Genomic DNA, 20,111 nt, shown 5'->3' with positions numbered 1-20,111 from the left:
CATGGCTGATATTGTATTCATCGATAACTTCGACTCGTTCACTTACAACCTTGTAGACCAATTTCGTTCATTAGGTCACAGCGTTAAGATTTACCGTAACAACATTCCCGCAAAGGTAGTTGAAGCGGCGATCAATGAATTAGACAACCCTGTTGCACTACTTTCACCAGGCCCTGGCGCCCCAGCGGATGCCGGTTGCATGCCGGAGCTGATTCAGCTGCTAAAAGGCAAAGTACCAATGATTGGCATTTGTTTAGGCCACCAAGCGATCGTTGAAGCTTATGGCGGTACCGTTGCAGGCGCAGGCGAAATTATTCATGGTAAGGTGTCAATGATGGAACACCAAAACCATGCGACTTACCAAGGCTTACCTTCGCCACTGGCTATCGCTCGCTACCACTCTTTAGTGGCAACGCATGTATCCGATAGCCTAACGGTGACAGCTGAAGTCGATGATTTGGTGATGTCTGTAGTTCAAGAACAAGACAAGGTTTGTGGATTCCAATTCCACCCTGAATCAATTATGACGACCTACGGTGCAACGCTTCTAGCAAACGCTATCGAATGGGCTCTTGAGAAACCTCTTCGCCTTGAAAAGACTGGAAAATAGGAAACGATCATGGAACAGATTAATAAACTTTACGAACAGCAGTCTCTTACTCAAGAAGAAAGCCAACAATTGTTTGATGTGATCATCAAGGGCGAACTTGACCCAATCTTGATGGCTTCTGCGCTAACGGCACTAAAAATCAAAGGCGAAACGCCCGATGAGATCGCAGGTGCAGCGAAAGCACTGCTTGCGAATGCAAACCCGTTTCCGCGCCCTGATTACGATTTCGCAGACATCGTAGGTACAGGTGGCGACGGTCACAACACCATTAATATCTCGACGACTTCTGCATTTGTTGCCGCAGCGTGTGGCTTAAAAGTCGCGAAACACGGTAACCGTAGTGTATCGAGCAAATCAGGCTCTTCCGACCTACTGGATTCATTCGGTATCAACCTAGCGATGACAGCAGAAGACACACGTACTGCTGTTGATGAACTTGGCGTAGCATTCCTATTTGCTCCGCAGTATCACGTTGGTGTACGTCACGCGATGCCGGTTCGTCAAACAATGAAAACGCGCACTATCTTCAATATTCTTGGCCCACTGATTAACCCTGCTCGCCCTAACATCGAGCTAATGGGTGTTTACAGCAAAGAGTTGGTTCGCCCGATCGCAGAAACCATGCTGCAAATGGGCATGAAGCGTGCTGCGGTTGTTCACGGTAGTGGCCTAGATGAAGTGGCGATTCATGGCGAGACTATCGTTGCTGAAATTAAAGATGGCGAGATTCACGAGTACACCGTAACTCCGGCTGACTTTGGTTTGAACACTCACCCTCTTGAAGCAATCAAGGGCGGCGAGCCAGAAGAAAACAAAGCCATCACAACCGATATACTGACGGGTAAAGGCACTGATGCTCAAGTTGGCGCAGTGGCAGTCAACGTTGCTCTACTGATGCGTCTATTTGGTCATGAAGATCTAAAAGCCAACGCACAACAAGCAATTGACGCGATGAACTCAGGTAAAGCTTACGAGCTTGTGCAAAAGCTTGCTGCTCACGCCTAACGAACGACGAATTGAGACAAAGAACATGACACAGACTACCGATAAACTGTCGACCCACGTTTCAGTCAAAGAAGCTGAAATGGCGGAAGTATTAGCAAAAATCGTTCGTGATAAATACCAATGGGTTGAAGCGCGTAAGCAGACTCAACCACTAAACGAATTTAAAGCGTCACTAACTTCAACAGACCGCAGCTTTTATGATGCTCTGAGTGGTGAGCAAACCGTTTTCATCACTGAGTGTAAGAAAGCCTCTCCGTCAAAAGGTTTAATTCGTGACGAGTTTGACCTGGACTACATTGCATCAGTTTACAACAACCACGCAAACGCGATTTCAGTGCTGACAGACGAGAAGTACTTCCAAGGTGACTTTGAGTTTTTACCTAAGGTTCGCAGCATTGCTAAGCAGCCTATTTTGTGTAAAGACTTCATGGTTGATACCTACCAAGTGTACCTAGCTCGTCACTACTCAGCTGACGCAATCTTGTTGATGCTATCGGTATTGGATGACGAAGAGTACAAAGCGCTGGCGGAAGTCGCACATTCACTCAACATGGGTGTGCTAACCGAAGTCAGCAACGAAGAAGAACTTCATCGCGCAGTCTCTTTAAAAGCAAAAGTGATCGGCATTAACAACCGTAACCTTCGTGACCTTTCGACTGATTTGAATCGTACCAAAGAGTTGGCTCCGCTGATTCGTGAACTGGCTCCAAACGCAGTCGTGATTTCAGAGTCTGGTATCTACACTCACCAACAAGTTCGTGACCTTTCAACGTTTGCAGATGGCTTCCTAATCGGCAGCTCTCTGATGGCTGAAAAGAACCTTGAACTTGCGGTACGTAAAGTGACACTCGGTGAAAATAAGGTGTGTGGTTTAACCCACCCTGACGATGCCGCGAAAGCGTATCAAGCAGGTGCAGTCTTCGGTGGTTTGATTTTCGTTGAAGCGTCTAAACGTCATGTGGATATCGAAGCGGCTCGTTTAACCATGAGTGGCGCACCTTTGAACTACGTGGGTGTGTTCCAAAACCATAGCGTTACTGACGTGGCAAAAACGGTTTCTGAGCTAGGCCTGTTCGCTGTGCAGCTGCACGGTGACGAGTCTCAAGCGTTTGTCGATGAACTAAAGCAATCACTGCCTGAAAGCGTTGAGATTTGGAAAGCTTACGGTGTTGCTTCTGGTGCTGCTTCCGGTGCTAAAAGCTCACTACCAGAATTACTGGAAAGCAACGTGACTCGTCACCTACTAGATACTAAAGTGGGTTCTCAAACAGGTGGTACTGGTCAAGCGTTCGATTGGAGCCTAATCAATAACCAAAGCGCAATCATGTTGGCTGGTGGTCTAAATCCAGAAAATGCTAACCAAGCGGCTAAGTTAGGCTGCTTAGGATTAGACCTAAACTCTGGCGTTGAATCAGCTCCAGGTAAAAAAGACGCAGACAAACTGCAACGCGCTTTTACAGCGATTCGTAATTACTAAGCTTTTCTAAATTACGAGCCTAATCACTAGAAACTTATTTGTGGGCTTTGCCTTTTGCGGAGCTCAAGCAAGATTAAATGACTTGGTGTGAATACACATCAATAGAATTGAAGGAATAACACAATGGCTAAACTCGATGCCTACTTTGGTGAATACGGTGGTCAATACGTACCGCAGATCCTAGTGCCAGCACTAGACCAACTTGAACAAGCATTTATCGATGCGCAAGCCGATCCTGAGTTCCGCAGTGAATTCATGACGCTTCTTCAAGAGTACGCTGGTCGTCCAACGGCACTAACGTTGACTCGTAACCTAACTAAAGGCACAAAAACCAAACTGTACCTTAAGCGTGAAGATCTACTTCACGGTGGCGCCCACAAGACAAACCAAGTACTTGGTCAAGCATTGCTAGCAAAACGCATGGGTAAGCAGGAAATCATCGCTGAGACTGGCGCAGGCCAACACGGTGTTGCAACGGCTCTAGCTTGTGCTCTCTTAGGTCTGAAGTGTCGTGTTTACATGGGTGCAAAAGACGTTGAACGTCAAAGCCCGAACGTGTTCCGCATGAAGCTAATGGGCGCAGAGGTTATCCCTGTTCATTCTGGCTCGTCAACGCTAAAAGATGCATGTAACGAAGCGCTACGTGACTGGTCTGCAACTTATGAAGACGCACACTACCTACTGGGTACGGCTGCGGGTCCTCACCCATTCCCAACGATTGTTCGTGATTTCCAACGCATGATTGGTGAAGAGACGAAGAACCAAATTCTAGCTCGTGAAGGTCGCCTTCCTGATGCGGTTATCGCTTGTGTCGGCGGTGGTTCAAACGCTATCGGTATGTTCGCTGACTTCATTGAAGAAGAGTCTGTACGCCTAATCGGTGTTGAGCCTGCAGGTAAAGGTATTGATACCGACCAACACGGCGCGCCGCTTAAACACGGTAAAACCGGCATCTTCTTCGGTATGAAAGCACCACTAATGCAAGATGAAAATGGCCAAGTGGAAGAGTCTTACTCTGTTTCTGCGGGTCTAGACTTTCCATCAGTTGGTCCTCAACACGCGCACCTAAATGCCATTGGCCGTGCTGAATACGACAACGTGACTGATGACGAAGCACTAGAAGCTTTCCAAGCTATCGCACGTAACGAAGGTATTATCGCAGCGCTAGAGTCATCTCATGCTTTGGCTCATGCAATCAAAATGGCTCACGACGACCCAGAGAAAGAACAACTATTGGTAGTTAACTTATCTGGCCGTGGTGACAAAGACATTTTCTCTGTACACGACATTCTTAAAGAGAAAGGAGCATTATAATGGATCGCTATCAATCACTCTTCACTCGCTTAGCTGAAAAGAATCAGGGCGCATTTGTACCATTCGTAACGGTTGGCGATCCTAACCCTGAGCAATCACTTAAGATCATGGAAACGCTGGTAGAAGCGGGGGCTGATGCGCTTGAACTTGGCATTCCGTTCTCTGATCCACTGGCTGATGGCCCAACAATCCAAGGTGCGAACATTCGTGCGTTAGATTCTAAAGTAACACCTGATGTGTGTTTTGATCTTATTGGACAAATCCGCGCGAAATACCCAGAGCTACCAATTGGCCTACTGATGTACGCGAACTTGGTTTACGCACGTGGTATCGAGAACTTCTACGAGCGTTGTGCTAATGCGGGTATCGATTCAGTATTGATTGCTGACGTACCAACTAACGAAAGTGGCGAGTTTGTTGCGGCAGCGAAGAAGTTTGGCGTTCACCCAATCTTTATTGCTCCACCAACAGCAAGTGATGAGACGCTTCAATCAGTTTCTGAGCTAGGTGGTGGTTACACTTACCTACTTTCTCGTGCTGGCGTAACGGGTGCAGAAACCAAAGCAAACATGCCAGTAACCGCACTGCTTGATCGTTTGAACAAGTTTGACGCGCCACCAGCACTGCTTGGTTTCGGTATCTCGGCTCCTGAGCAAGTCAAAGAAGCCATCGAAGCTGGCGCTGCCGGTGCGATCTCTGGCTCAGCGGTCGTAAAAATCATTGAAAACAACGTTGAACAACCAGAAGCAATGCTTAAAGCACTTGCTGAGTTTGTTACGCCAATGAAAGCGGCTACGCAAAAGTAATCTACGGTCAATAAATAGAACTAACTCTTCAAATATCAAAAGGCTCCACAGATGTGGAGCCGTTTTTATTGCTTGTCATTCACGCTAGCTAATCATCCACTTTCATCGCTTTCTTAATAGCAGCTTCATTAAGTGTCGCTTTGATGGGGTCGGTGATCTTATCCACCAAGTCGACAGGCATCGGGAAGACGATGGTCGTGGTGCGTTCATTCGCCACTTCGGTTAGAGTCTGCATGTAACGCAACTGAATGGCGTTAGGTGCTTTGTTTAGCACTTCCGCGGCTTCTCTTAACTTAGTTGATGCCTCTAACTCACCCGTTGCATGTATCACCTTGGCTCGACGAGAACGTTCCGCCTCTGCTTGTTTAGCAAGAGCTCGCACCATGCTGTCATCTAGATCGACATGCTTGATCTCGACATTGGCAATCTTAATCCCCCAGTTATCGGTGTGTTGATCCAGTATCGATTGCAAATCTCTATTGAGCTCTTCTCGCTCTGACAATAGCTCGTCCAACTCATGTTGCCCTAGAACAGAACGTAACGTTGTTTGTGAAAGTTGACTGGTGGCCTCAAGATAGTTCTCAACGTTGTTGATCGCCATTTTCGGATCAAGCACTCGAAAATAGACCACAGCATTGACCTTAACCGACACGTTATCTCGAGTAATCAAATCTTGCGTCGGTACATCCAAAACGATAGTTCGTAGATCCACTCGCACAATTTGTTGGATAAAAGGAATGATGATTATCAAACCTGGTCCTTTAACACCGTAAAAGCGCCCTAAGAAGAACACTACTGCACGCTCGTACTCGCGCAGAACTCTGAACATACTGGCTATCAACAAGATAACGAGCACGATGACAATACCTATAGTGTGTATAAACATAACCGCCCCCTAATGGTAACGATGGTTAAGCAATAAATAATTCAATCAAGTTTGTCCTAGCATTCCACGCTAACAATACGTGCTAACTAGGTTTCGATGATGTCTCATCGGGCAGCGCCTCAACATCTAACAGCAATCCAGTCAGTTTGGTCACTCTGATAATCTGCCCCGCTTGCAGTTCACTCGCGCATTTGGCTTGCCAGATCTCACCTTCGACCAATACTCGACCTGCTCCTGGGAAACCGCTTACCACTTTACCTGTATCACCGACAACCGCTTCCATCCCCGTAGTCACTGGCTTGCTTCTCACTCGAACTAACATGGATATGGTGACGACGATAAAGGCAACAGAGAACAAACTGATCCCAATGATTAGCGGCAATGCAATTTGGTAACCCGGTACCTCTGTGTCCATCAGCATGATCGAGCCCAAAGTGAATGCGGCGACGCCACCCAACCCGAAGATACCAAAACTCGGGCTAAAGGCTTCTGCCACCATGAGGGCAATTCCCAATAGAATTAACGCAAGGCCTGCGTAACTCACTGGCAGCATTTGTAAGGAATACATGGCGAGTAGCAAACAAATTCCCCCTAATACACCCGGTAAACCAACGCCGGGGTTATAGAACTCAAGGAGCAAGCCATAGATACCGATTAGCATCAGAATGTAAGCAACATTTGGATTAGTGATCACCGAAAGCAAACTAAAGCGCCAGTCTTGTTCTCGCTCGACAAAAGCAACATCACTAAGTTGGACTTCCTGACTGACACCATTGATTATGATGGTGCGTCCATTACTCAACTCAACCAATTGCTGTAGGTCGCTCGCGATGAAATCAATCACGTTAAGTTCGAGCGCATTCTCTGAGTCCAAACTCGCCGCTTCTCTTACCGCTTTTTCTGCCCATTCTTCGTTACGTTTGTGCAGCTTAGCCAAACTAACGATGTAGGCAGCAGCATCATTGATGACTTTCTTCTCCATCGCAGTGGAGGCTTTTACTTGGTCTGAATTCTCTTGTTTCGTTTCGTCTTGCTCACTTGCTGACGCGTTATCATCTTTATTGGCATCGTCTTGAGGTGATAATGGATTAGTCGGCGCTTTGCCACCGCCAAGAGACACCGGCGTGGCTGCGCCCAAATTAGTTCCGGGCGCCATGGAGGCAATGTGACTAGCAAGTAGAATGTAGGTTCCCGCACTCGCCGCACGTGAGCCCGCGGGCCCAACCCAAGTTGCTATCGGAATCGGTGACGTGGTGATGGATCGAATAATGTCGCGCATCGACGAATCTAACCCGCCGGGCGTGTTCATTTTCAAAATGATGAATTTAGCTTGCTCATCGTAAGCTTGTTCTATTTCTCTAGTGAGGTAGTCACTGGTCGCGGGACCTATCCCTCCATTCACCTCAATAACCCAGACATCATCGGCCTGAGCAAACACAGAGCTGAACAACAGAAAAAACGCAAACAAGTACTTTAATATAAAAGTCATAGCCCCTCTCCTTACAACTGAGATGCTAGATAGACGTTTTATTTAAAGCGTAGAGATAACATCTTGGTAATAAATAGATACCTTAAGCATAGTTCAGGCGAAATTTCACACAACACGCATCTTTCAATTCACTCAAATCCCCAGACTAAAAAACACCCAAAAATGAAAACCAAATGTTAACAAAACAGTTCTAATACCAACGCCTCGAAATCATTCACAAAGCACCCAGCAAAAAGACTTTTATAAATCCAACAAATAACATCGCAATAAAAAACCAAAGCAAACGATTGCATTGTTGTGCAAAATCAATAAATGACATTAGACCACCTATTTTTGGAGGACTTTCACCTCTGCTCATATTGATAAATGTAAAGGATACGTGTAAAACTCTTCGCGAAATATTAATCCAATGGTACATCGTACATTGGTGAGTAGTTCTGGGATTTTTATATTTAGTAGCACAGAGGTTATGGAAGTGTTAAAAGAAAAGAGTTTACTAAGCAACATCGGCGTTCAAGTCGTTATTGCAATGATCGTCGGTACTGTAGTCGGTGCGATGATGGGTGACAGCGCAACTATGTTCGCTCCACTGGGCGCTATCTTCATCAATTTGATCAAGATGCTGGTTATCCCTCTAGTAGCAGTTGCACTGATTTCAGGTGCTGCTGGTCTGGGCAACAGTTCATCTGCAGGTAAAGTCGGTGTAACAACACTAGGTTACTTTGCACTAACGTCTGCACTTGCTGTAGCACTAGCGCTGGTAATGGGTGAAGTATTCGAACCGGGTCGTGGTATCGATGTTTCTGGCGTTGAAGGCATGTTCTCTTCTGAATACGCTGCGAAAGGCGAACTTCCAACGTTCTGGGCAACCATCACTGGCATGATCCCTACCAACGTTTTCCAATCATTGAATGAAGCAAACATTCTGCAAATTCTCGTTTTCTGCTTGTTCTTTGGTATCGCGCTTTCTAAGCAAGCGAAAGAAAAACGTGACCCTATCATCAATGGCGTAAACGCGATTGTTGACGCTATGGTTTGGATGATCAACAAGGTGATGATCATCGCACCACTTGGCGTATTCGGCCTAATGGCAGAAGCAGTAGGTACTTTCGGTTTCGGCGCACTTATGGTTGTGTTCAAACTGTTCATTGTTTACATCGCTGCGATCCTGATTTTCGGCTTTGTTGCCTACCCACTGATGATTCAAATCTTCACTAAGACTTCAGCTAAGAAGTTCCTAGTAGCAATGAAGAAGCCTCAAGCGGTAGCACTATCAACTGCTTCATCAATGGCAACACTACCAGTAACAATGGAAACAGTTGAGAAAGAGCTTGGCGTTCGTAACTCTACTGCTTCATTCGTTCTGCCTCTTGGCGCGACGATCAACATGTCTGGTAACGCGATCTACTACGGCCTAGTGGCTATCTTCTTCGCACAGCTGTTCAACATCGACCTATCTATGGGCGCTTACGTTGCTATCATCGTAACGTCTACGCTAGGTGCAGTTGGTCAAGCTGGTGTTCCAGGTCCTTCTTTCCTAGTGGTTGCAGTTCTTCTTGCGGCTGGTATCCCTATCGAAGGTCTACCTCTGTTGTTCGCTCTCGACCGTATCTTCGACATGATCCGTACTGCTCTAAACATCACTGGTGATGCAGCATGTGCCGTAATCGTTGATTCTCTAATCGAAGACGAAACGAAAGAAGCTGAGCTACAAAAACAGCAAGCGTAATAAATAAACGCTAAGCTAGTGGTGACTGAATTAGCACCACCAGCTTAAACTAAAAAATCCGAGAGCCTCACAGCCCTCGGATTTTTTGTTTTTGGTGTTCTAATTTAGGCGTTAGACGAATTATAAATCAGCGCCATAGATATCAAACGTAAAGTACTTAGACGCGATCTTGTCGTAGGTACCGTTCGATCTGATCTCCTCAATCGCGGCATTGAATTGTTTCGCCAGTTTTGAATCCTGTTTTCTTAATGCTAACGCCGTACCCTCGCCAATGTAGGCTTTGTCGGTTACTGCTTTGCCTTTGAACTCAAAGCCCTCGCCTTCTTTCTTATCTAAGAAAGCCAATGACAGTTGATCTGAGTTGCCGAAAGTTAGATCTAGACGACCGTTTTGCAGATCCAGATAAACTTCATCTTGGCCGGTATAACGCTTAATGTTTGCCACATCGCCAAACTTGTCAGTTACGTAGCGATCGTGAATCGTACCTTGCTGAACACCGATGGTTTTGCCTGCTAAGCCTGCCTCATCAACGCTGAACTCCGCGCTTTTAGCAGCAACAAACACAGCTGGGGTCTGGTAGTACTTATCAGTGAACAAGATCTTGCGCTTACGCTCTTCGGTAATACGCATCGACGCCATGATCACATCTGACTTTCTTGCCAATAAACTTGGAATCAACGAATCCCAACTTTGTGAAACCCAAGTACAATCGAGCTTGGCTTGCTCACACAAGGCATCAGCTATCTCAATATCAAACCCGACAGGCACACCGGCACTGTTTTTGTAGTTGAATGGCGGATACGTAAAGTCTGACGCCAAACGGATTTCTTTTGCCTGTACCGTTGTACCAAGTAAAGCGGCCGTAAAAGCGAGTCCTAGTATTATCTTTTTCATCATTGCCATCCTAGATATGATCTTTATCGAGTTGAGATTGAATTTCTATATATTGATCTTGTTGATGCTTTCGTTTTTGCTGATCTTGTTGAGTCTGTTGTAGCTCGGTTTGGTAGCGTGTAAGTGACGTTATCACTTCTAGCATGCTCTCTTGGCTACCAATACTGATTCGTACGCAGTTACGCAAGGCAGGTTCGTGGTTTTGATTCCTTATCACAATGCTATCCTTCGCCAATACACTGAACACTTGATACCCAGGTTTTTGACGTAGCAAAATAAAGTTCGTCGATGAGGGGTAAACTGACTCGATGAAATCAAACTGCGTTAACTCACAAGCAAACCAGTTACGTAGCTCGACCAATTTTAGCGTCGCGTCTTCCATCACAGAGACTCGTTCATCAGACAAAGCGTCTAAAACGATTTGAGATGAACAATCTGGCATCGGATAAGGTGGAATCAGCTTCGCGATATACTGCATCACATTTTGACTCGCTAAGATAAAGCCACAACGAACCGCAGCCAATCCAAACGCCTTCGACAAAGTGCGAATCACAACCAAATGTGGATAGCGTTCAATAAGGCTAACGGCTGACGTTTGTGGTTCAAATTCGATATACGCTTCATCGACTACCACTAGCGACTTTCCAATCGTGCCTTCCAGTACCTGAATCAAATCCAATTTAGGAATCACATTACCCGTTGGGTTGTTTGGTGAACAAAGAAACACGATATTCGCCAGTTCCGCTTTATTCACGATATCAGCGACGTTCAGGCTGAAGTCTTCCTGCAATGGAGAGTCCAAGGTATTAATCGCCAATGCATCGGCGCAAAACTCATACATCGCATACGTTGGAGAACAGATAAGTATGTTGTCGCTCGCCGGTTTACAGAATGTTCTGATCAGCAAATCAATCGCTTCATCTGCACCACGAACGGCAACAGTCGCAGCATCAGTGCCACAGTAATCTTGGTAAGCCTTAGCAATATCTTGTGGTAAGAAGTCTGGGTATCGGTTGTGACTTGCTTCTCCTTGAAACAGCGAGCTTTCCAATTCATTGGCGTTTAGCCAGACACGTCCATCACCACCAATTCTTCTAGCTGATTGATAAGGTATTAATTTTTTTACAGCCTGAGGTACTAAGCTATCAATAAAAGATGTCAAGAAGCTATCCCTTTCACAAAATCACAATGTCTTCATCATTGCCTTAATATTCAAAAAATGTGACTTATACACATATTGAATCACAAATGATGATTAAGTATTTACATTCAAACAGAACACTATTGATAAATGAATCGAAATAATCACATAATAGCCATGATAAAAAATCATAGGTCAAGATATGAATCGCACACTACCTTCAACCAAAACCTTACTCGCGTTTTTGTCTACGGCAAGGCATCTCAACTTTACGCGAGCTGCACATGAGCTCAATGTCACGCAAGGTGCAGTCAGTCGTCAGGTGTTGTCGTTTGAAGAAAGCCTTGGCTGTGATCTCTTCTATCGTCATGCTCGCGGGCTGTCTTTAACGCCGAAAGGAGAAGAACTGGTTCCCTTGATACAAGGAACGATTCATCAACTGCAATCGGCTCTAAATCAAGTGGCTAGCTCTCCCTCCAAGATCAAACTCAACGCACCGAGCTGTATTACCTCTTGGTTATTGCCTAAGTTGATGTCCTTTCAACAGGCCTATCCTGATATTGATGTCGAGCTCACGTCGACCATCAAGCACGTTTTTGAGCCAAGCTTTGATCCCTTCGATGCGGTGATTATTTATGGCAAGAAACCAAACCAACACTCAATTGTTAGCCAACTACTGTTCAACGAGCAACTAGCTCCTGTCTGCCAAGCGCAAAGCATTACCAAAAGCCATCTTGTCAACGACGCGTCGACCATCATCAAGCCACACAAGCTTGCCCAATACACTTGGCTACACGCCAACAATGAGCAGAGTGATTGGCGACTTTGGTTGGAACACATAGGAAGCCACGACCTTTCAAGTAAGAACAACCAGCAATTCGCGACACTCGATCAAGCTATGAATGCTGCCATTCAAGGGTTTGGTATTGCCATAGGCGACATCACGCTGGCCACGCAAGATATTGATTTAGGTAGATTGGTGAAAGTGAGTGAAGGCAGTGTCTTTTCGGGAAATGGATACTTCCTATTACAACCCAAAAACCGTCAGAATGCCTCGCTATCAACCTTAGTCGATTGGCTAGTCGATTAACGGTTATCAAATTGCCAATTCAGGAGCCTAAAAGCTTCAGTAGATCGTCATAATGAGAATTTTACCATTCTCAAAATAAAACTATTTTCCGTCAGCCCCGTATTGGTGTTTAGATAATAGAACGTACGTTCCTTTAACTAATTGAAAAGAAGTTCAATTCTATTTGATTGGGGAGACGCTCTATTCAATTGGAAAAAATGGCATTCGAATTGCTTTGTCATAGATAACCCAACCAATATACAGCAGGTTGCATCATTATCACTGCAGCTTGTCACGGAGGATAGGCTATGACCTTACAAAGACATACGTATTACGGCTTAATTCACCATGGAATTAAAACCCTGCTAATGGATCGAATTGGCCACTTCACAGAACGTGAATATCACGAGTACCTAGATCTAACAACGGGTAAATCGACGTGTTTTGCCATGAGTGAGCAAGAACTCGAAAATACCTTAGATAGCTTGAAGAGCGAAGGCTACCTTGAAGACATCAAGAAGCTGATACCTCGCTACCAAACCTCGTCAATGAGATAATCTGTTAAAACTCGTTAAACACGATGAGCGGTTAGATTGAATTAATTAGTACCCAATTGTCTCGGGCTATTTAGCATCGAGACAGTTTTCGTTAGACTGTCTGCAACTCAATTAACTGGATAGTCAGTGCCTCATGAAACAAATTCTTGATTTCATTCCTCTCATTATTTTCTTTGCGCTGTATAAGATGTATGACATCTATACAGCGACTGGTGCTTTGATCGTTGCATCTGCAGTTCAAATTATTTTGACATACTTCATCTACAAGAAAGTAGAAAAAATGCAGATCATCACGTTCCTTATGGTTGCCGTATTTGGTGGCATGACCATCTTCTTGCACGACGACAACTTCATAAAATGGAAAGTGACGATCGTTTACGCTCTATTCGCTATTGGCCTGACAGCCAGCCACCTTATGGGAAAATCAGCAATTAAAGGCATGTTGGGTAAAGAGATCACACTGCCTGATGCCATATGGGGCAAGATCAACTGGGCTTGGACTCTATTTTTTACCCTATGTGCCATTCTCAACGTTTACGTTGCTTTCAGCCTACCATTGGATGTGTGGGTTAACTTCAAGGTGTTTGGCCTGCTAATAGCAACATTACTATTTACGCTGCTTACGGGTGCCTACATCTATAAGCATTTACCAAAAGATCAACAGCTACAAAAAGAGCAGCAAGAGCTAACTGATAAAAATACTGACGAGAAGTAACCCCAAGGGGTGAGTCCTCATTCCGTTTTTGTTACAATTCTTGTCAATATGCTATACCTAGCGGCCAATGATACTCGTGATCATTGGCCGTTGGCTTTTCTGTGTTGCGGAAACTGGTCAAAATAAAGCCTATTATTTAGTGACAATCTCACTAAATTAACGGCCATCTGGTTTCTTGTTGTTCATTGCACTCATTTGCCAATGTACCCAATCAGTCAACACATCAGTTTTTATTTAAGATAATCAATACCACCAAGAGTACTACAATGACGATTCAATCAACTTTGAACCCAATTGGTTCTTTACTTCTTCGCACCTTGGCGATGCCTTCTGATACCAATGCAGCAGGCCAGATTTTCGGTGGTTGGATAATGTCTCAACTCGACCTTGCTGGCGGCATACTGGCAAAAGAGATCTCTAACGGCAAAATAGTCACCGTTTCAGTATCGAGTATCGAGTTCAAACAGCCGGTTTCAGTAGGTGATGTGGTGTGCGTTTATGGTGACTGTACTAAAATTGGTCGTAGCTCGATGAATATCGACCTAGAAGTATGGGTTAAGCCTGTACTTGATCACGGCATCGGCGACCGTTACAAGGTGTGTGGCGCGACGTTCAATTACGTGGCAGTTGATGAAAGTGGCAAGCCTCGCTCTATCAATAAATAGGACTTTCGACAGCCCTATCGCACTGTAAGGTCTTTAGCCATTTCGATTAAAAATGCTAAAGACCTTCTCACTCTCCCGCACCAATTCACAATTTCTTATCATTAGTCCTTCCAATACCAATTAGTTCGCGTAAATTAGCAAGATAGCGAATTTAAACGCCCCAATTTAGTGAAGTAAAATAAGGATATCTCAATATGTGGTACGTGATTTTTTCTCAAGACGTCGAAAATTCATTAGAAAAACGCCTAAGTGTTCGCCCACAACATTTAGAACGCCTACAAACACTTCACGATGAAGGCCGACTGTTAACAGCAGGCCCAATGCCAGCCATTGACTCAGATAACCCTGGTGAAGCAGGCTTCACAGGTTCGACTGTGATTGCTGAGTTTAATTCTTTAGAAGATGCACAGACGTGGGCAGACGCAGACCCGTACATCGCTGCTGGTGTCTACCAAAATGTTATTGTTAAACCATTCAAGAAAGTATTTTAACGTGAAAAAATGGATTATTGGCTCACTGGCTTTAGCTCTGCTTGCAGGCTGTTCATCAAGTGAGCATGACGAACAAAGACAGCTAGAGATGATGGCTCAGCACCGTGCTGGCGTTTTATCTGCCGGCTTGCCGATTGAGTACGGCCCGTTGTCGGTCATGCGAGTACTCGCAAAAAACACCGTGATTGAAATCATGATGATCTACAACCAAGATGCTAAAGGTGCGAAGCCTTTAAACCAAGTTGTTGATATGAGTGTGAATAGCTACTGCACTAACTCAGAAGTAAGAGCAAACCTAGACATGGGCTTGGCTTACAACATTAAGATTCGCAACACACGCGGACAATTGATGGTTGAGAAGCTGATCAGCAAAGATACTTGCCAGAGCAGCAGCTAGATTCGAGATTCGAGATTCGAACAAATATGAACTTCAAAGCCTCGCAGTTACGAGGCTTTTTATTTTGAGTCATATAGCTCTAATGATAGTTAAGCTTCTGTTGACTCCCACTCTTTACGCAGTGCCTTAGTCGCAGAGACTAAGTTAGTCAGTGCTGCTTCTGTTTCTGCCCAATTACGTGTCTTTAGACCACAATCTGGGTTTGCCCATAAACGTTCTGCCGGAATTTTCTCCGCTGCTTTCTTCAACAGACCAATGATCCACTCTTGCGATGGAATGTTTGGCGAGTGAATATCGTAAACACCTGGACCAATAGCATTCGGGTAATTGAACTCTTCAAACGCTTTAAGCAATTCCATATTCGAACGAGAGGTCTCAATGGTAATTACGTCAGCGTCTAGTGCGGCCACTGAATCAATGATTTCGTTGAACTCGCTGTAACACATGTGTGTATGGATTTGCGTCTCAGGCTTGGCACTCGCGGCTGAGATCTTAAAGGCATCAACTGCCCATTCTAAGTATTCTGCATGGTCACGTTTTTTCAATGGTAAACCTTCACGAATCGCAGGTTCATCAATCTGAATAATGTTGATTCCTGCATCTTGTAGGTCAGATACTTCATCACGCAGCGCAAATGCTAATTGGTTAGTAATATCTTTACGCGAGATATCCTCACGCGGGAACGTCCAACACAAAATAGTGACCGGGCCAGTCAGCATGCCTTTCATCTGCTTAGATGTCAGTGATTGTGCATAAGTCGACCACTCAACCGTCATCGGTTTTTCACGCTCAATGTCCGCGACCACAATCGCAGGTTTCACGCAGCGAGAGCCGTAGCTTTGTACCCAGCCAAATTTGGTGGTCTGAAAACCTGCTAAGTTCTCTGCAAAGTACTCCACCATGTCGTTACGTTCCGCTTCTCCATGCACCAACACATCTAAATCGAGTGCTTCTTGACGCTTCACCGCATCGGCGATATGACCTTTTAGTGCAGTCGTGTATTCCGCTTCACTCAATTTCCCGCTGCGATAAGCGCTGCGCTGAACACGTATCTCACCAGTCTGTGGAAAAGAACCAATCGTAGTCGTTGGCAGTAATGGTAAACCTAAAACTTCCGACTGATGTGCAGCTCGCTCTGGGTAAGGGGTACTACGGTCAGCGAGTGCTTTGGTAATCGTGTTGAGGCGAGCCTGTACCTGTGGCTTATTAACATGAGTTGCACTCTTACGAGCTACAATCGGCTGGCTATAAGTCTCGCACGCTAAAATGGCATTTTGATCGCCGTCCAGCGCTGCACCCAATAAGCTCACCTCAGTCACTTTCTGTTTTGCAAAGGCAAACCAACTCTTCACTTCTTCGCTGAGTGTCTCTTCTAACTCAAGGTCGACTGGGCTATGCAGCAACGAACATGAACTTGCGACCCACAATTTGTCTCCTAGCTTCTCTTTCACTGGCTGTAGTAACTCAAGCTGCGCGGCTAAGTCAGCTCGCCAAATATTACGGCCATTGATTGCACCTGCAGAGAGCACCCAATCTTCAGGTAGTTTATTCACCACTTCATCAAGTTGCTGCGGTGCGGCAGCCAAGTCGATATGTAAACCATTCACTGGCAGTTTTACGATTTTATCTAACGTATCAGTCACTGAATCAAAGTAAGTAGTAAGCAATAGTTTCACATCGCCTTGAATCACTTGATAAGCCAGTTTGAATGAATCAGCCCACTTAGTTTCAAGTTCCAGGGATAGTATGGGCTCATCGATTTGCACCCACTCAACGCCCAACTTGGCAAGCTTAGCTAAAATCGCTTGGTAGGCAGTAAGTAGACGTGGAAGCAAGGTTAAACGGTCAAAGCCCTCTTCCACTTCTTTGCCTAGATATAAGTAAGACAGCGGACCTAGAAGAACTGGCTTCACCTTATGCCCAGCTTGAATGGCTTCATTCACTTCATCAAACAGTTGTGGCCAGCTCACTTCAAACGAATCATCTTTACTGAACTCTGGAACAATGTAGTGATAATTCGTGTTGAACCACTTGGTCATGTCAGATGCTGCAGTACCATCTTTGGCACTTTCTGAACCATGTTTCCCGCCACAACAAGTTGGCAGCTTTTGAGATTGTATTTGAGTTTGAGATTGCCCGCGGCCAACGCGGAACAAGGTATCTAAGTCTGGGAAGGCTTTCTCTTCTTCAGATCCACCAGCGTGACGTTTTGGTACATGGCCCAAGAGCAAAGTCGTTGTTAACACATGGTCGTACCATGCGAAGTCACCCGCAGTTACAAAGCTAAGATTCGCATCAGCTTGTACATTCCAGTTACGATTTCTCAGCTCGCTGCCTAGTTGTTTGAGTTCAGATTGACCAATTTCACCGCGCCAGTACTTCTCTAGTGTGAATTTGAGTTCGCGTTTTTCACCAATACGTGGGTAGCCAAGAATATGCGTTGTTGTCGTCATGAACCGATTCCTTATTCAATAATTGTTAGTATCTTTTCAGACTGCCTATTGTGTTCTTGCTTTCATAAAAAGGCGTCCGGATGGCTAAACTATCTACCGAATCAGCTCGACGAACAACGTCCAAATATTCATCTTGTTTATTAAAAATATTCATCATCAGCGAGTCAGAGATGAACACAATTAAATCCATCTGGACATCTAGACGTTTACAAATGATAAAAAACCCCGTAGGGTGATTATTAAGAAATATTGAATTGGCTTAGGGAATATGAGGAATACTCATGATAGAGCTTAAACATCTGCGAACATTGACCACCTTAAGAGACAGCGGCTCACTCACAGCCACAGCGACCTCTCTTCACCTAACTCAATCGGCGCTTTCTCACCAATTGAAAGACCTTGAGGCGCGTATTGGCGGTCAGCTTTTCCTGCGTAAAACGAGGCCAGTTAAATTCACCTCTGAAGGTGAGATTTTGCTTAAGCTCGCCGATGAGATACAGCCAAGAATCGCTAAAGCAGAGAACGAACTCGCAAGCCTAAAAGAGGACGTGAATGGGCGTTTGCACATGGCGATCGAGTGTCACTCATGCTTCCAATGGTTAATGCCCGCTTTGAAGGAGTACCAAGTTGCTTGGCCGAGTGTGACATTAGATTTTTCGTCAGGCTTTGGTTTTGAACCCCTACCCGCATTAATGGCTGGTGAATTAGACTTGGTGATCACCTCAGACATTCAGCCACGTTCAGAGGTTCACTATGAGCCACTTTTCGACTTCGAGATGCGTTTGATCACTGCAATTAACTCGCCTTTGGCTGATAAGCCAAGCATTGCTCCGCAAGATCTTAGCGATCTCACCATGCTCTCCTATCCAGTTCAAAAACAGCGTTTGGATGTTGTGAAGCACTTTTTGCAACCTGCAGGTGTAGAACCTAAGAAGTGGAAGCAAGCAGACAACACCTTGATGTTGGTGCAAATGGTATCGGCAGGATTAGGTGTCGCAGCATTGCCAAACTGGGCGATCAGTGAATTTTCACGACAAGGCTTAATCGCCAGTAAACCGTTAGGTAAAGGGCTTTCAAGAAGACTGTTTGCAGCGGTAAGAAACTCAGAGAAAGACAAGCGTTATCTGCAAGCATTCTTCAGCACTGCAAGGCAGCAGAGTAAGAGCCACCTGGATGGAATAAAGGTCGTTTAACGGTATTTCTGATTGTGTTCGCTAAGACAAAAAGCAAACGCCAGACACGCAAATCATAAACAAAAAAGTCACAGATTATCTGTGACTTTTTAGGTTTAGTAGCGCTTGTTTTGCGTTATCTGTTGATTCGCGAAAAATAGACTATCTTGCGTATGACTTAAACTGATTAGTCAGCGGATCGTATTGATAGCCAAGCATATCAAGCTTGCCGACGACACTTTCTATATCCATCTCATACATACTAATGAGCTCTTCAAAACTGTCGCACTCTAAGCGCAGTTTTTCGTTCACTATTCCCAGCAAGATAATGCTATCCAGACTTTTAACGTTACTTAAATCCATCTCGTACTCCTTACGAACACACCGACTAAAATTAAGTTTAGAACGCTTACCAACGCCATGCTAAAAAACTGATCACACTTCTTAATGAGAGTACGTGATTAATAAGAATGAGCGACTAAAGTGCCCAAACTGGCGTTAAACCAACAGCAGCCGCCAATAACATCAATAACGAAACCGTCAGTTGCAGCTTTTCAGGGGTCTTGACGAACAGTAGATGCCAACACCACACCACAATAGATGAGATTAGCAAAGCAAAGCTGAACAACAAAGTTGAAATCACAGGCTCTAGTTGAGCTTCAGAAAGGGAATAAACACTCACCACCGTCGCCAAAACCACCAACATACCCGTCAATACACCCACCACTGGCAAAACACGGTGGAATGCTTGCAAACGCGTTCTTGCGATCGTCAGCAATAAATGACCAAACGCAGCACCTAATAATACGACCAACAGCAGAGTCGTAATGATACCGACAGTGGTTACTTGTTCAGTCGCTTGAATTGCAACGTATGACAGCGCTAAACCGCAAGCAAGATACATCACCCAGATAGGGCCAGAATCACGAGTCTTCTTAGTTTGAACTTGTGAGTAGAAATAAAAGATTGTGAATACGACAAGGAATGCTTCAATTTTAACCGAAGCAACGGCAAGCCAAAGCACGCCAATCGCAGGCAACATCTTGTGGATACGACCACGTTGTCCTGGGCAAATATCCCCTTTTACCAGGATGAGGGTTAAGATCAGTTGGGCTCCTAAAAGCATCGGAGCAAATTGTACTAATAACGTTTCGACCATTGTGGATCTACTTCTTCAGACTTATTTTCGCGAATAATATCAAAAACTGCTGCGAACACTAATCAAAATCATAAATTAGCGA

20 protein-coding genes are annotated in these 20,111 nt (G+C 45.0%); 13 read left to right on the top strand and 7 right to left on the bottom strand.

Translation table 11 applies throughout. The features are described from left to right. Position 1 precedes the first annotated feature (1 nt). The 5 genes from AB8613_RS14685 to trpA all read left to right on the top strand — a co-directional run bounded on the left by AB8613_RS14685 (position 2) and on the right by trpA (position 5,212). Entirely contained in the window at positions 2-610 is a 609-nt protein-coding gene (locus AB8613_RS14685; protein ID WP_017063544.1) for an aminodeoxychorismate/anthranilate synthase component II, read from the top strand. Positions 611-619: 9 nt separating this feature from the next. After that, a complete protein-coding gene (gene trpD / locus AB8613_RS14680) occupies positions 620-1,615 on the top strand; it encodes an anthranilate phosphoribosyltransferase (RefSeq protein ID WP_048607239.1) in 996 nt (331 codons plus the stop codon). 25 nt (positions 1,616-1,640) lie between these two features. Further along, positions 1,641-3,092, top strand: coding sequence for a bifunctional indole-3-glycerol-phosphate synthase TrpC/phosphoribosylanthranilate isomerase TrpF (trpCF, locus tag AB8613_RS14675; protein WP_372384003.1), 1,452 nt, complete (start codon positions 1,641-1,643; stop codon positions 3,090-3,092). Positions 3,093-3,215: 123 nt separating this feature from the next. Continuing rightward, positions 3,216-4,406, top strand: a complete 1,191-nt coding sequence (gene trpB, locus AB8613_RS14670) for a tryptophan synthase subunit beta (RefSeq protein ID WP_060982409.1) — start codon at positions 3,216-3,218, stop codon at positions 4,404-4,406. Next, positions 4,406-5,212, top strand: a complete 807-nt coding sequence (trpA, locus tag AB8613_RS14665) for a tryptophan synthase subunit alpha (protein WP_061018380.1) — start codon at positions 4,406-4,408, stop codon at positions 5,210-5,212. The genes trpB and trpA overlap by 1 nt, the downstream gene beginning before the upstream one ends. Positions 5,213-5,300: 88 nt before the next feature. Here trpA and AB8613_RS14660 read toward each other — a convergent pair whose 3' ends face one another. After that, the gene (locus AB8613_RS14660; RefSeq protein ID WP_048664711.1) at positions 5,301-6,098 is read right to left on the bottom strand and encodes a slipin family protein; all 798 of its coding nucleotides are present in this window, start codon (positions 6,096-6,098) and stop codon (positions 5,301-5,303) included. Positions 6,099-6,180: 82 nt separating this feature from the next. Beyond that, on the bottom strand, positions 6,181-7,587 hold the full coding sequence (locus tag AB8613_RS14655) for a nodulation protein NfeD (RefSeq protein WP_327783700.1): 1,407 nt from the start codon (positions 7,585-7,587) through the stop codon (positions 6,181-6,183). A gap of 409 nt (positions 7,588-7,996) precedes the next feature. Between AB8613_RS14655 and AB8613_RS14650 the strand changes: the two genes are divergently transcribed. Further along, entirely contained in the window at positions 7,997-9,316 is a 1,320-nt protein-coding gene (locus AB8613_RS14650; RefSeq protein WP_315897550.1) for a dicarboxylate/amino acid:cation symporter, read from the top strand. 120 nt (positions 9,317-9,436) lie between these two features. Here the strand turns inward: AB8613_RS14650 and AB8613_RS14645 are convergent, their stop codons facing one another. Together AB8613_RS14645 and hisC are read right to left on the bottom strand one after the other, a co-directional pair. Then, the gene (locus AB8613_RS14645) at positions 9,437-10,210 is read right to left on the bottom strand and encodes an ABC transporter substrate-binding protein (RefSeq protein WP_285953265.1); all 774 of its coding nucleotides are present in this window, start codon (positions 10,208-10,210) and stop codon (positions 9,437-9,439) included. Between the two features lie 10 nt (positions 10,211-10,220). Further along, complete coding sequence (gene hisC, locus AB8613_RS14640) at positions 10,221-11,372, bottom strand: histidinol-phosphate transaminase (protein ID WP_285953264.1); 1,152 nt, start codon at positions 11,370-11,372, stop codon at positions 10,221-10,223. Between the two features lie 181 nt (positions 11,373-11,553). Here hisC and AB8613_RS14635 point away from each other — a divergent pair, with 181 nt between their 5' ends. The 6 genes from AB8613_RS14635 to AB8613_RS14610 all read left to right on the top strand — a co-directional run bounded on the left by AB8613_RS14635 (position 11,554) and on the right by AB8613_RS14610 (position 15,245). Beyond that, a complete protein-coding gene (locus tag AB8613_RS14635) occupies positions 11,554-12,441 on the top strand; it encodes a LysR substrate-binding domain-containing protein (protein WP_146492145.1) in 888 nt (295 codons plus the stop codon). Between the two features lie 287 nt (positions 12,442-12,728). Beyond that, positions 12,729-12,977 (top strand): hypothetical protein, encoded by a 249-nt coding sequence (locus AB8613_RS14630; protein WP_017069991.1) that lies wholly within the window; start codon positions 12,729-12,731, stop codon positions 12,975-12,977. A gap of 133 nt (positions 12,978-13,110) precedes the next feature. Next, the gene (locus tag AB8613_RS14625; RefSeq protein ID WP_285953262.1) at positions 13,111-13,692 is read left to right on the top strand and encodes a septation protein A; all 582 of its coding nucleotides are present in this window, start codon (positions 13,111-13,113) and stop codon (positions 13,690-13,692) included. A 266-nt stretch (positions 13,693-13,958) separates the two neighbouring features. Beyond that, a complete protein-coding gene (yciA, locus tag AB8613_RS14620; RefSeq protein ID WP_009846426.1) occupies positions 13,959-14,357 on the top strand; it encodes an acyl-CoA thioester hydrolase YciA in 399 nt (132 codons plus the stop codon). A 194-nt stretch (positions 14,358-14,551) separates the two neighbouring features. Then, on the top strand, positions 14,552-14,848 hold the full coding sequence (locus AB8613_RS14615; RefSeq protein WP_017063533.1) for a YciI family protein: 297 nt from the start codon (positions 14,552-14,554) through the stop codon (positions 14,846-14,848). 1 nt (position 14,849) lies between these two features. Beyond that, a complete protein-coding gene (locus AB8613_RS14610; protein ID WP_285953261.1) occupies positions 14,850-15,245 on the top strand; it encodes a GspS/AspS pilotin family protein in 396 nt (131 codons plus the stop codon). Between the two features lie 89 nt (positions 15,246-15,334). On the opposite strand, the gene metE is transcribed toward AB8613_RS14610, so the two are convergent. Then, positions 15,335-17,698, bottom strand: coding sequence for a 5-methyltetrahydropteroyltriglutamate--homocysteine S-methyltransferase (metE, locus tag AB8613_RS14605; protein WP_372384002.1), 2,364 nt, complete (start codon positions 17,696-17,698; stop codon positions 15,335-15,337). A 281-nt stretch (positions 17,699-17,979) separates the two neighbouring features. Here metE and AB8613_RS14600 point away from each other — a divergent pair, with 281 nt between their 5' ends. Beyond that, complete coding sequence (locus AB8613_RS14600) at positions 17,980-18,891, top strand: LysR substrate-binding domain-containing protein (protein ID WP_285953259.1); 912 nt, start codon at positions 17,980-17,982, stop codon at positions 18,889-18,891. A 141-nt stretch (positions 18,892-19,032) separates the two neighbouring features. Here AB8613_RS14600 and AB8613_RS14595 read toward each other — a convergent pair whose 3' ends face one another. After that, entirely contained in the window at positions 19,033-19,233 is a 201-nt protein-coding gene (locus tag AB8613_RS14595; protein ID WP_004741624.1) for a DUF4250 domain-containing protein, read from the bottom strand. Positions 19,234-19,348: 115 nt separating this feature from the next. Next, positions 19,349-20,029 (bottom strand): hypothetical protein, encoded by a 681-nt coding sequence (locus AB8613_RS14590; protein WP_372384001.1) that lies wholly within the window; start codon positions 20,027-20,029, stop codon positions 19,349-19,351. Positions 20,030-20,111 lie beyond the last annotated feature (82 nt).

The sequence above is a fragment of the Vibrio sp. BS-M-Sm-2 genome (assembly GCF_041504345.1).
Lineage (GTDB): Bacteria > Pseudomonadota > Gammaproteobacteria > Enterobacterales > Vibrionaceae > Vibrio > Vibrio satsumensis.
This window is presented reverse-complemented; position numbering and strand designations above follow the sequence as displayed.

Excerpts from the sequence above, each read along its gene's own strand:
- AB8613_RS14685 (WP_017063544.1), top strand. The coding sequence starts at position 2 with ATGGCTGATATTGTATTCATCGATAACTTCGACTCGTTCACTTACAAC.
- trpD (WP_048607239.1), top strand. The coding sequence starts at position 620 with ATGGAACAGATTAATAAACTTTACGAACAGCAGTCTCTTACTCAAGAA.
- trpCF (WP_372384003.1), top strand. The coding sequence starts at position 1,641 with ATGACACAGACTACCGATAAACTGTCGACCCACGTTTCAGTCAAAGAA.
- trpB (WP_060982409.1), top strand. The coding sequence starts at position 3,216 with ATGGCTAAACTCGATGCCTACTTTGGTGAATACGGTGGTCAATACGTA.
- trpA (WP_061018380.1), top strand. The coding sequence starts at position 4,406 with ATGGATCGCTATCAATCACTCTTCACTCGCTTAGCTGAAAAGAATCAG.
- AB8613_RS14660 (WP_048664711.1), bottom strand. The coding sequence starts at position 6,098 with ATGTTTATACACACTATAGGTATTGTCATCGTGCTCGTTATCTTGTTG.
- AB8613_RS14655 (WP_327783700.1), bottom strand. The coding sequence starts at position 7,587 with ATGACTTTTATATTAAAGTACTTGTTTGCGTTTTTTCTGTTGTTCAGC.
- AB8613_RS14650 (WP_315897550.1), top strand. The coding sequence starts at position 7,997 with ATGGTACATCGTACATTGGTGAGTAGTTCTGGGATTTTTATATTTAGT.
- AB8613_RS14645 (WP_285953265.1), bottom strand. The coding sequence starts at position 10,210 with ATGAAAAAGATAATACTAGGACTCGCTTTTACGGCCGCTTTACTTGGT.
- AB8613_RS14635 (WP_146492145.1), top strand. The coding sequence starts at position 11,554 with ATGAATCGCACACTACCTTCAACCAAAACCTTACTCGCGTTTTTGTCT.
- AB8613_RS14630 (WP_017069991.1), top strand. The coding sequence starts at position 12,729 with ATGACCTTACAAAGACATACGTATTACGGCTTAATTCACCATGGAATT.
- AB8613_RS14625 (WP_285953262.1), top strand. The coding sequence starts at position 13,111 with ATGAAACAAATTCTTGATTTCATTCCTCTCATTATTTTCTTTGCGCTG.
- yciA (WP_009846426.1), top strand. The coding sequence starts at position 13,959 with ATGACGATTCAATCAACTTTGAACCCAATTGGTTCTTTACTTCTTCGC.
- AB8613_RS14615 (WP_017063533.1), top strand. The coding sequence starts at position 14,552 with ATGTGGTACGTGATTTTTTCTCAAGACGTCGAAAATTCATTAGAAAAA.
- metE (WP_372384002.1), bottom strand. The coding sequence starts at position 17,698 with ATGACGACAACAACGCATATTCTTGGCTACCCACGTATTGGTGAAAAA.
- AB8613_RS14600 (WP_285953259.1), top strand. The coding sequence starts at position 17,980 with ATGATAGAGCTTAAACATCTGCGAACATTGACCACCTTAAGAGACAGC.
- AB8613_RS14595 (WP_004741624.1), bottom strand. The coding sequence starts at position 19,233 with ATGGATTTAAGTAACGTTAAAAGTCTGGATAGCATTATCTTGCTGGGA.
- AB8613_RS14590 (WP_372384001.1), bottom strand. The coding sequence starts at position 20,029 with ATGGTCGAAACGTTATTAGTACAATTTGCTCCGATGCTTTTAGGAGCC.